The sequence below is a fragment of the Streptomyces sp. NBC_00224 genome (genome assembly GCF_041435195.1).
GTDB lineage: Bacteria > Actinomycetota > Actinomycetes > Streptomycetales > Streptomycetaceae > Streptomyces.
Genome location: NZ_CP108106.1, coordinates 6,938,726 through 6,950,027, shown reverse-complemented (window position 1 = coordinate 6,950,027; position 11,302 = coordinate 6,938,726). Strand labels below are relative to the sequence as shown.

General features: G+C 72.1%; 10 protein-coding genes. 9 read left to right on the top strand and 1 reads right to left on the bottom strand.

The features are described 5' to 3' along the window. Positions 1 to 3 precede the first annotated feature (3 nt). The 3 genes from OG965_RS30970 to OG965_RS30960 all read left to right on the top strand — a co-directional run bounded on the left by OG965_RS30970 (position 4) and on the right by OG965_RS30960 (position 3,897). Positions 4 to 1,638: an acyl-CoA dehydrogenase family protein gene (locus OG965_RS30970; RefSeq protein ID WP_371655333.1), complete on the top strand. Its 1,635-nt coding sequence runs from the start codon at positions 4 to 6 to the stop codon at positions 1,636 to 1,638. 344 nt (positions 1,639 to 1,982) lie between these two features. Continuing rightward, on the top strand, positions 1,983 to 3,278 hold the full coding sequence (locus OG965_RS30965) for a GAF domain-containing protein (RefSeq protein ID WP_371655332.1): 1,296 nt from the start codon (positions 1,983 to 1,985) through the stop codon (positions 3,276 to 3,278). 58 nt (positions 3,279 to 3,336) lie between these two features. Continuing rightward, a complete protein-coding gene (locus OG965_RS30960; RefSeq protein ID WP_371655331.1) occupies positions 3,337 to 3,897 on the top strand; it encodes a GNAT family N-acetyltransferase in 561 nt (186 codons plus the stop codon). Between the two features lies 1 nt (position 3,898). Here OG965_RS30960 and OG965_RS30955 read toward each other — a convergent pair whose 3' ends face one another. After that, positions 3,899 to 6,823 carry an NACHT domain-containing NTPase gene (locus OG965_RS30955; protein ID WP_371655330.1) on the bottom strand — a complete coding sequence of 975 codons (2,925 nt, stop codon included), beginning with the start codon at positions 6,821 to 6,823 and terminating at the stop codon, positions 3,899 to 3,901. 193 nt (positions 6,824 to 7,016) lie between these two features. Between OG965_RS30955 and OG965_RS30950 the strand changes: the two genes are divergently transcribed. The 6 genes from OG965_RS30950 to cysD all read left to right on the top strand — a co-directional run bounded on the left by OG965_RS30950 (position 7,017) and on the right by cysD (position 11,302). Then, positions 7,017 to 7,100: a putative leader peptide gene (locus OG965_RS30950; RefSeq protein ID WP_310591794.1), complete on the top strand. Its 84-nt coding sequence runs from the start codon at positions 7,017 to 7,019 to the stop codon at positions 7,098 to 7,100. 114 nt (positions 7,101 to 7,214) lie between these two features. Then, on the top strand, positions 7,215 to 8,912 hold the full coding sequence (locus OG965_RS30945) for a nitrite/sulfite reductase (protein ID WP_371655329.1): 1,698 nt from the start codon (positions 7,215 to 7,217) through the stop codon (positions 8,910 to 8,912). Further along, positions 8,909 to 9,091, top strand: coding sequence for a hypothetical protein (locus OG965_RS30940; RefSeq protein WP_371655328.1), 183 nt, complete (start codon positions 8,909 to 8,911; stop codon positions 9,089 to 9,091). The genes OG965_RS30945 and OG965_RS30940 overlap by 4 nt, the downstream gene beginning before the upstream one ends. Further along, entirely contained in the window at positions 9,088 to 9,798 is a 711-nt protein-coding gene (locus OG965_RS30935) for a phosphoadenylyl-sulfate reductase (protein ID WP_371655327.1), read from the top strand. The genes OG965_RS30940 and OG965_RS30935 overlap by 4 nt, the downstream gene beginning before the upstream one ends. Continuing rightward, positions 9,798 to 10,367, top strand: a complete 570-nt coding sequence (gene cysC, locus OG965_RS30930) for an adenylyl-sulfate kinase (protein ID WP_371655326.1) — start codon at positions 9,798 to 9,800, stop codon at positions 10,365 to 10,367. Before OG965_RS30935 ends, cysC begins: the two co-directional genes overlap by 1 nt. After that, positions 10,364 to 11,302, top strand: coding sequence for a sulfate adenylyltransferase subunit CysD (gene cysD, locus OG965_RS30925; protein ID WP_371655325.1), 939 nt, complete (start codon positions 10,364 to 10,366; stop codon positions 11,300 to 11,302). Before cysC ends, cysD begins: the two co-directional genes overlap by 4 nt.

The window sequence follows — 11,302 nt, the reverse complement described above, 5'->3', positions numbered from 1 at the left end:
GGCATGGCAGCCACCACCCACACAGTGACCAACCAGGCTCCGCCCCTGGTGGGATACGACGTCTTCTCGTCCGACCGCGCTCTTGCCGAGGGGGTGGAACGGCATCTGGCGCCCGATCTCGTCGAGGAGGCGCGGGACGAGCTCAGCGCCCTCGGGCGCACCGCCGGTTCCGCCCAGGCGCAGGAGTGGGGCGTGCTGGCGAACGAGAACCCGCCCAAGCTCCGCACCCACGACCGGTACGGCAACCGCATCGACGAGGTCGACTTCCACCCGAGCTGGCACCGCCTGCTCGGCCACGCCGTCGGGGCGGGGCTGACGGACGCCTGGGGGCGGCCGGGCGGCCATGTGCGGCGCGCCGCCGGGTTCCTGGTGTGGACGCAGGCCGAGGCGGGCCACGGGTGCCCGCTGTCGATGACGCACGCGGCCGTGCCCGCGCTGCGGACCGATCCGGCGCTGGCCGCCGTATGGGAGCCCCGGCTCACCTCGCACGTGTACGAGGAGGGGCTGCGGCCGGCCGCCGGGAAGGCCGGGGTGCTCTTCGGGATGGGCATGACGGAGAAGCAGGGCGGCAGTGACGTCCGGGCCAACACCACCCGGGCGAGGCCGCTCGGTGACGCCGGTGAGTATCTGCTGACCGGGCACAAGTGGTTCTGCTCGGCGCCGATGTGCGACGGGTTCCTGGTGCTCGCGCAGGCGCCGGGCGGGCTGACGTGCTTCCTGGTGCCCAGGGTCCTGGAGGACGAGACGCGCAACACGTTCCGGATCCAGCGGCTCAAGGACAAGCTGGGCAACAAGTCGAACGCGTCCAGCGAGGTCGAGTTCGACGAGACGTGGGCGCGCCGGGTCGGGGACGAGGGGCGCGGGGTGCGCACCATCATCGAGATGGTGGCGGCGACCCGGCTCGACTGCGTGGTCGGCTCGGCGGCGCTGATGCGGCAGGGCGTGGCGCAGGCGATCCACCACGCGGCGTACCGCAGCGCGTTCGGCGGGGTGCTGATCGAGAAGCCGCTGATGAAGAACGTGCTGGCGGATCTGGCCCTGGAGTCGGAGGCGGCGACCACGCTGGCGCTGCGGCTCGCGGCGGCGAACGACTCCAGCAGCGAGGAGGAGCGGGCGCTGCTGCGGCTCGCGGTGCCGGCCGCCAAGTACTGGGTGACCAAGCGCTGTACGCCGGTCGTCGCCGAGGCCCTCGAATGTCTGGGCGGCAACGGGTACGTGGAGGAGTCCGGGCTGCCCCGGCTGTTGCGCGAGTCGCCACTGAACTCGATCTGGGAGGGCTCGGGCAACGTCCAGGCGCTGGACGTACTGCGGGCGCTGCAGCGCGAGCCGCACGCCCTGGACGCTTTCCTCCAGGAGGTCGGCCGCGCGCGCGGCGCGGACCACCGCCTCGACGGGGCGATCAAGAACCTGCTGACGGAGCTGGCGGACCTGGACGGCATCGAGGCCCGGGCGCGCCGCCTTGTGGAGCGGATGGCACTGGTGCTCCAGGGGTCGCTGCTGGTGCGCTGGGCGCCGTCGGAGGTCGCGGACGCGTTCTGCGCGTCCCGGCTCGGCGGCGACTGGGGCACGGCCTTCGGGACGCTGCCGCACACGCTCGACCTGGGCGCGGTCGTGGAGCGGGCGCGGGCGCAGGCCTGAGCCGGACGGTCGTGGACGTTACGTCCGGACGGTCCTGGTCGGCGCTTCCGCGTCGGCTACGGCCGTCCGTGGGGCGGCCGTACACCGGACCGGAACGTCCGTCGGGGGTGGTGCTGCGCCGACACGGCACCACCCCCGCACTCATGCGCCCTTGCGGGCCATGACGACCGGACATCCGGTGTTCCACCACCTTCGTACACACGCACGACCCTTCGCGAGAGTTGCAAAGGGTTGCAACCATGTGCGGCATATCGCCGCGCGCGAACGCCCGGGCGGGCACGATGAATTCGTGGCACCCGTGTTCAACTCCCCCTCGGGACGCCGGTGCCGGCAGGAGGACCCCCATGCAGGACACCACGCCCCTCGACCCGGCCCGGCTGGCCGCGATGGACGTACGGGAAGCCACCCGGCTGCTGAAGGGCATGCGGGCGGCCGCACTCGCCGGCCTGCCCTCCAAGCCCGCCCCGCGCGCGGAGATCGACGCGTCCTGGCGCCGGGTGCTGGACCACGGGGTGGATCCGGACGGCTCCGGCCACGCCGGGCTGCTGCCGCTGGCGGAGGTGGAGCGGCGCCGCCACTCCTCCCCCCTCAAGGAGGTGCTGCCGGTGCTGCGGGAGGCGCTGGTGTCGGTCGCGGACGCCGCGCGGCACATCATGGTCGTCGCCGACGCCGACGGAAAACTGCTGTGGCGCGAGGGCCACGCCTCCGTCCTCAGGAACGCCGACGCGCTGGGGTTCGAGGTCGGGGCCGACTGGAGCGAGGGCGTGGTGGGGACCAACGGGGTGGGCACCCCGCTGATCACCGGCCGCCCGATGCAGGTGTACTCGGCCGAGCACTTCGTCTCCGCCCACCACACCTGGACGTGTGCGGGCGCGCCGGTCGTCGACCCGCGCGACGGGCGGCTGCTCGGCGTGGTGGACGTGAGCGGCCCGCTGTCGACGATGCACCCGGCGACCCTCGCGTTCGTCACCTCCGTCTCGCGCCTCGCCGAGGCCGAGCTGCGCACCCGCCACCTCGCCGCCGTGGAGCGGCTGCGGACGGTGGCGGCTCCCGTGCTGTGCCGGGTCGGCGGCCGGGCGCTCGCCGTGGACACCAACGGCTGGACGGCCGCGGTGACGGGCATGCCGCCGGTGGACCGGCTGCCGCTGCCGAAGTCGTTCCGGGCGGGCCGCGTCTGGCTGCCCTCGCTCGGCATGTGCGCGGTCGAGCCGCTGCCGGGCGGCTGGCTGGTGCGGGCGGTGGGCGACGACGTGCGGCGGGCGGACGCGATACCGCGGCGGGTGGTGCTGGATCTGAGCCGCCCGCGCCGCTCGTCGGTGACGGTCTCGGGGGACGCGGGCAGCTGGGCGCAGGAGCTGAGCCCGCGCCACGCCGAGCTCCTCTACGTACTGGCCCTGCACCGCGCCGGGCGCACGGCCGCGCAGCTGGCCCACGACATCTTCGAGGACCCCACGCGTACGGTGACGGTACGGGCTGAGATGTCCCGGCTGCGGCGCCATCTGGCCGAGGTGCTCGCCCACCGGCCGTACCGGTTCGCGGAGGACGTGGAGGTGGAGGTGATCCAGCCGGCCCACCCGGCGGACCTGCTCCCCCACTCGACGGCCCCGGCGGTCCTCGGCGCCCGCCACCACCCGCACTGAGCGGGGGTTTCCCGGCCCCGGCTTGGGCTCCGCGACCACCCCGTGATTCTGTGACGACATGAACATCGACGTCACCACATGGTCCCTCGAACAGACCTCCCCGGGCGATCTGCGCCCCGCCGCCGAGCCCGCCGGGGACGTCCGGATCGTCCGGGCGGCGGTGCCCTCGCCCGAGTTCAGCCGCTTCCTCTACACGGCGGTGGGCGGCGACATCCGCTGGATCGACCGCCTGTCGTGGTCGTACGCGCAGTGGCAGGAGTTCCTGGCCAAGCCGGGCGTGGAGACGTGGGTCGCGTACGAGAACGGCACCCCGGCCGGTTACGTCGAGCTCGACGCGCAGGACGAGGGCGCGGTGGAGATCGTCTACTTCGGCCTGATCCCCGCGTTCCGGGGCCACCGCATCGGCGGCCACCTCCTGTCGTACGGCATCGCCCGCGCGTGGGACCTGGCGGAGCGCTGGCCGGACCGCCCGGCGACGAAGCGGGTGTGGCTGCACACGTGCTCGCTGGACGGGGAGCACGCGATGGACAACTACTTGCGGCGGGGGTTCCGGCTGTTCGACACGAAGGTGGAGGAGCAGGCGGAGGTGGCGGCGCCGGGGGCTTGGCCGGGGGCGTGAGTTACGGGTTCAGGTGGTTCTGGACGAAGCGGCGGAGGGGGGTGCGGGAGGCCTCGGCGCGGCGGTCGAGGGCGTCCGCTCGCGCGCCGAGCGCCACACAGGCACCCACCACGGCCGCCCAGACACCCCACGCGGTGGCCGTCCCCCACCAGTCGTGCGCCGCCACGATGCCGTACACGCAGACCGCGGGCACCAGCACGACCAGCGCGGTGGTGAAGACGGCCTCGCTGATCTCCGAATCCGCCAGGAACATCCCCCACCCGCCGACGATCGCGAACATCACCACCCAGCCCAGCCACCCGGGCCCCCAGGGGTGCCAGCCGACCGCCGCATCCGCCGCGCGGAACGCCGCAACACCGGACGCCGCGAAGCAGATCGCGAGCAGAGCCCGGCTATGCCAACCGCCCATCAGGTGGTAGTCCGGGTACTCGACCGGTTCGTTGACCCGTTCCCAGGCATCTACGGTGATCGCACTCTGCCTGCAGAGCACCGCTGCGGCCGAGGCCCGCAGGCGGGCCGGGAGCAGGGCGAGCATGAGCACCTGACGTGCGGGAAGTCCCGCCAGCCGCAGGTACCGCTCCCCCAGCGTCACCGGCCTGCCGGCCTCCAGGGCCGATGCCATGTCGGCCGACGTGACGACGGCGCCGGCTCGGCGTCCCAGCTCGGCCGCCAGCGCGTCGTCGGTCACCGAGGCGGCGAGAGAGACGGGCGGCCCCCAGCCCACCAGGGCCAGCGCAGCGAGAATGCGCGGGTCCGCCTCCACTCCCGGGGGCGGGGACGCCCACTCGGCCGTGATCACCCTCACGATCCGGCTCACCCGCTCGACGAGGGGGTCGCCGTCCCCGGCGGCGAAGGGCCTCCACACCCACAGGAAGCCGTCGTCGAAGGCTCGCTGAGGAAGCGCCCGCAGAGCACACTCGATGTCCGGGTCCCGCAGCAGATCCGCGATCAAGTACGCATGCTCCACCCCCCACCCCCCGTAGCCGACCGCCTCCGGCAGGAACGCCGCCAACGCGACGGCCGCACGCGGGGTCCGGATCTCCCACAGCAACCGTGCCGCCGCCGGCTCCCCGTTCAGCACGGCCCGCCTCAGCGCCGGCACCGCCAGGTCACCCATCCCCACGAGCGCCGGTCCGGCCCCCGGGACCGTGGGCAGCAGTTCCGCGAGCCGCTCCGCCGCCCTCGGCAGATTCGTGGCGGCGAGTGCGGCCAGCGCCGCCGCCTGGCGCCCGGGGCTCCCGCCGTCGGCGGCGAACACCGAGAGCAGGTCGAACACGGCCGCCCCCCGGGCCCGCCGGTCCGCCGCCACCACTCCGAACGCGGCGATCACCAGGGAGCGGCTTGCGCCCATCTCCCGGCCCAGCCGGTACCGGAACGTCCCGACGATCTCGTCGGCCAGAGCGTCATCCACCACCGGCGCATCCGCCAGACACTGAAACGCCAGCAAGGGGTCGAGCCCGAACACCTCCCGCACCACCCCCGTACAGTCCCGCGTCTCCGCCCCGCACCACAGCCGTACCGTCTCCCGCCAGGTCGCGGGGTCGCGGCGGTAGCGGGCGAGCAAGCCCGAGGGGTCGGCCGCGAGGCGGGTCGCGGCCAAGTACTCCTGGAGCGTGAGGTGCGCGAACTGGTAGCGCTCCCCGCTGTCCACCGCGAGCAGCAGCCCGCTCCGCTCGACGATCTCCTCCAGGACTTCTTGCGCGCGGTCCACGGGGCGGCCCTGCTCCTCCAGCGCGGCCCGTACACACGACAGAACCTCCCGCTCCGGAAGCGCCAGCCGGTCGTGAACGTCCGAGGGGACGTCCTGGGCCGCGAGCGCGAGGGCCTGGAGGACCGCCTTCTTCACCGGGTGCGAGAACCGCGCGTCGCGCTGGCGGTCGCCGAGCAGGCTGTCCGTGACCTGCTTGTAGAAGTCGGCGCGGGTGTGCGGAAGCACCTGGTCCGTGCCCGCGTACACATTGCTGTACAGGTACGCGATCATCGTCAGGAGCAGCGGGTTGCGGGCCAGCGGCATCAGCTGCGGGGTGTCGCGCAGTGCGCCCAGCAGTTGGTCGACCGTGTCGGGCGGCAGGTGTTCCGGCCAGGGCCAGCCGTGCAGGAAGCGGCGCACCAGGCGCTCGTCGAACTCCTGGACCCGCAGGGTGCGGTCGGCGTCCTCGTTGAACTCGCCCCGGTAGACCGCGATCCGGCAGGTCACCACCGTCCGGCACTTCGCCTGGGTGCGCATGAACTGGCCGATCGCGTCCGCGACCTCTTTCCGCCGGTCCGTCGGGACCTCGTCCAAGCCGTCGAAGTACACGGCGAGGCGGCCCTCCGCGAGCGCCCGGTCGGTCCACTTCCCGGCGCCCGGGAAGTCATGGTCCGCGAAGTGTTTCACGATGTGGTCACGGAGATCCCCCTTCTCCAGGTTCACCTCGTGCAGCTTCAGCAGGACCGGTACGTCGACGAGCTCCCCCGGTTCCGCCTTGGGCGGGCGGCGGCGTCCGTACCAGGCGCGGCGCGGCGGCCCGTCCGGGCGGTAGCGCTCGCGGCACCAGGCGAGGACGGTGTGGCGCAGGAGCATCGTCTTGCCCGCGCCGGGTACGCCGAGGACCACGGCCCGGCGGGCCTCGTGGAGCGACGCCGCCGCCTCGCTCTGCTCCGCACCCGCGCCGAAGCCGGACGCGGTGCGCAGCGGGACGTACACCGACGACATGTCCATGGCCTGCGGAGCGTCGATCTGGAACGAGACGGAGAAGCGTTCGTGGCGCTCGTGGACGCGGACGATGTAGCGGCGCAGCGCCGTGCGGGCGAGCAGTGCGCTGCCCGCGAGCCGGTCGTAGAGCAGGGCCGCGACCTTGTCGACGAGTGACTTGAACCAGTCCTTCAGTTTGAGGACCAGGACCCCGGCGGCGAAGGCCGCGACGGCCGGCACCCATGCCTGCATCTGACTCCACACGAGCGTGCCCCCTGACCCCCCGGCGCCTCCCCGGCACAAGGCAGGATAGGAGCGGCGCCGGTCCCGCGTCCGGTGGATGGCCGAGGTGACCCACAGCACACCGTCTCAGGATTCGGGACATTGTTGTCCACATTTTGGATAGTGGTGGACTGGCCCAAGACACGCGTGACACGCTTCCGTCATGTCCGGAACTGGAATTGCCTTGGTGAGTCGACGACACGTCGACCTGGGCCGTATGTCCAGCGCCATCTGTCCGGCCCGCTGAGAGACCCCAGCACCGCCGACCCCAGCTTCTTCACCGTACTTGCGCACCGCCGCGCCCTCAGCGCGAGTGTGCAGGTCAGAGCCGCCCTCCTGCAGTCCCGAAGGACGTATCTCCATGGCCGCCACCCCAGACAAGCCCGCCTCCACCACCCCCCGTCGCAAGCCGGGGCGCCACCGTGGTGAAGGTCAGTGGGCCGTCGGTCACTTCACGCCGCTCAACGGGAACGAGCAGTTCAAGAAGGACGACGACGGTCTCAATGTGCGGACACGTATTGAGACGATTTACTCCAAGCGCGGATTCGACTCCATCGACCCCAACGACCTGCGCGGACGCATGCGCTGGTGGGGTCTGTACACCCAGCGCAAGCCCGGGATCGACGGCGGCAAGACCGCGATCCTGGAGCCGGAGGAGCTCGACGACTCGTACTTCATGCTGCGCGTACGGATCGACGGCGGGCGGCTGACCACCGAGCAGCTGCGGGTGGTCGGTGAGATCTCGCAGGAGTTCGCGCGCGGGACCGCCGACCTCACCGACCGGCAGAACATCCAGTACCACTGGATCCGGATCGAGGACGTGCCGGAGATCTGGCGGCGGCTCGAAGCCGTCGGCCTGTCGACCACCGAGGCGTGCGGCGACACCCCGCGCGTCATCCTCGGCTCGCCGGTCGCCGGCATCGCCGAGAACGAGATCATCGACGGCTCGTCCGCGATCGACGAGATCCAGCGCCGGTTCATCGGCAACCCCGAGTTCTCCAACCTGCCGCGCAAGTTCAAGTCCGCGATCTCCGGCTCGCCGCTGCTCGACGTGGCGCACGAGATCAACGACATCGCGTTCGTCGGCGTCGAGCACCCCGAGCACGGGCCCGGCTTCGACCTGTGGGTCGGCGGCGGGCTCTCCACCAACCCCAAGCTGGGGGTGCGCCTCGGCGCCTGGGTGCCGCTGGAGGAGGTGCCGGACGTGTTCGGCGGTGTCATCGGCATCTTCCGCGACTACGGCTACCGGCGACTGCGCACCCGTGCCCGGCTGAAGTTCCTGGTGGCCGACTGGGGCCCGGAGAAGTTCCGCCAGGTCCTGGAGGACGAGTACCTCAAGCGCAAGCTGACCGACGGGCCCGCGCCCCAGCAGCCGCCCGCGGTCTGGCGCGACCACCTCGGCGTCCACAAGCAGCAGGACGGCCGCTTCTACGTCGGCTTCGCGCCCCGCGTCGGCCGCGTCGACGGCACCACCCTCACCAAGATCGCTGAGCTCGCCGAGGCACACGGCTCCGGCCGCCTTCGCACCACCGCCGAGCAGAAGATGATCGTGCTCGACGTGGCCGAGGAGCAGGTCGAGTCGCTGGTGGCGGGGTTGGAGGCGCTGGACCTGAAGGTCGCGCCGTCCCCGTTCCGCCGCGGCACCATGGCCTGCACCGGCATCGAGTACTGCAAGCTGGCGATCGTCGAGACGAAGGCGCGCGGCGCCGCGCTCATCGACGAACTGGAGCGCCGCATCCCGGACTTCGACGAGCCGCTCACCATCAACATCAACGGCTGCCCGAACGCCTGCGCCCGTATCCAGGTCGCGGACATCGGTCTCAAGGGGCAGCTGGTCCTGAACGACGAGGGCGAGCAGGTCGAGGGCTACCAGGTGCACCTGGGCGGCGCACTTGGCCTGGAGGCGGGTTTCGGCCGCAAGGTCCGCGGCCTGAAGGTCACTTCGGCCGAACTGCCCGACTACATCGAGCGGGTCCTCAAGCGCTTCGAGGCGGAGCGCGAGAGCGGCGAGCGGTTCGCCACGTGGACCGCTCGCGCCGGCGAGGAGGCCCTGTCGTGAGCGAGCGAGCGGCGCCCTTCTACTGCCCGTACTGCGGGGACGAGGACCTCCGTCCGTCCGAGGAGGGCCACGGGGCCTGGGAATGCGCGGCGTGCAGCCGCGCATTCCAGCTGAAGTTCCTCGGGCTGCTGTCCCGGGGGCTTCAGCGGGCCGACACCGGAGGGGACGAGCAGATATGACGACGACTCAGGAGCAGCGCACGGGCGCGGAGTTGAAGGCACTGGCCGAGCAGGCCGGGCGCGACCTGGAGGACGCCTCCGCCCTGGAGATCCTCCAGTGGGCGGTGGACACCTTCGGCGAGCGGTTCTGCGTGACGTCCTCCATGGAGGACGCGGTGGTCGCCCATCTGGCGTCCCGCGCCCGCAAGGGCGTCGACGTGGTGTTCCTGGACACCGGCTACCACTTCCCCGAGACCATCGGCACCCGGGACGCGGTGGCCGCCGTGCTGGACGTCAACGTCATCACGCTGACACCGCGTCAGACCGTGGCCGAGCAGGACGCCCAGTACGGCCCGAAGCTGCACGACCGCGACCCGGACCTGTGCTGCGCGCTGCGCAAGGTCAAGCCGCTCCAGGAGGGCCTGACCGCGTACTCCGCGTGGGCGACCGGCCTGCGCCGCGACGAGTCCCCGACCCGGGCGAACACCCCGGTGGTCGGCTGGGACGAGAAGCGGCAGAAGGTCAAGGTCTCCCCGATCGCCCGCTGGACGCAGGACGACGTGGACGCGTACGTCGCGGAGCACGGCGTGATCACCAACCTGCTGCTCATGGACGGCTATCCGTCCATCGGCTGCGCGCCCTGCACCCGCCGCGTGGCGGAGGGCGAGGACGCGCGGGCCGGCCGCTGGGCCGGGCGCAACAAGACCGAGTGCGGGCTGCACGGCTGATGACCAACACCCAGGAGAACCAAGTGAGCGGGGCCACCACCGGAGCCACCATCTGGCTCACCGGGCTGCCCAGCGCGGGCAAGACCACCATCGCGTACGAGCTGGCGGACCGGCTGCGCGAGGAGGGCCACCGGGCCGAGGTGCTCGACGGCGACGAGATCCGCGAGTTCCTCTCGGCCGGGCTCGGCTTCAGCCGCGAGGACCGGCACACCAATGTGCAGCGGATCGGCTTCGTCGCCGAACTGCTCGCCTCCAACGGCGTCAAGGCGCTGGTGCCGGTGATCGCCCCGTACGCCGACAGCCGTGCCGCGGTCCGCAAGCGCCACCAGTCCGAGGGCACCGCCTATCTGGAGGTGCACGTCGCCACTCCCGTGGAGGTCTGCTCCGAACGCGATGTGAAGGGCCTGTACGCCAAGCAGGCGGCCGGCGAGATCAGCGGGCTCACCGGGGTCGACGACCCCTACGAGGCCCCCGAATCGCCCGACCTGCGGATCGAGTCGCACCAGCAGACCGTGCGGGAGTCCGCGTCCGCCCTCCACGCACTGCTCACCGAGAGGGGTCTCGCATGACGACGACCGCTGCCGCCCTGACCGAGGGCACCGACAGCCCGTACGCGCTGACCCACCTCGACGCCCTGGAGTCCGAGGCGGTGCACATCTTCCGCGAGGTGGCGGGCGAGTTCGAGCGGCCGGTGATCCTCTTCTCCGGCGGCAAGGACTCGATCGTCATGCTGCACCTGGCGCTGAAGGCGTTCGCCCCCGCGGCGGTCCCCTTCACGCTGCTGCACGTCGACACCGGGCACAACTTCCCCGAGGTGCTTGAGTACCGGGACCGCGCGGTCGAGGAGCACGGGCTGCGGCTGCACGTCGCCTCCGTGCAGGAGTACATCGACCGCGGTGTCCTCAAGGAGCGCCCGGACGGCACCCGCAACCCGCTGCAGACCGTGCCGCTGACCGAGGCGATCCGGGAGCACCGCTTCGACGCTGTGTTCGGCGGCGGGCGGCGCGACGAGGAGAAGGCCCGGGCCAAGGAGCGGGTGTTCTCGCTGCGCGACGAGTTCTCGCAGTGGGACCCGCGCCGCCAGCGCCCCGAGCTGTGGCAGCTCTACAACGGCCGGCACGCGCCGGGCGAGCACGTGCGGGTCTTCCCGCTCTCCAACTGGACCGAGCTGGACGTGTGGCAGTACATCGCCCGCGAGCAGATCGAGCTGCCGCAGATCTACTTCGCGCACGAGCGCGAGGTGTTCCGGCGGGCCGGCATGTGGCTGACCGCGGGCGACTGGGGCGGCCCCAAGCAGGACGAGAGCGTCGAGACCCGGCTGATCCGCTACCGAACGGTCGGCGACATGTCCTGCACCGGCGCCGTCGACTCCGACGCGACGACGCTGGACGCCGTGATCGCCGAGATCGCCGCCTCCCGGCTCACCGAGCGGGGCGCGACGCGCGCCGACGACAAGATGTCCGAGGCCGCGATGGAAGACCGCAAGCGCGAGGGGTACTTCTAG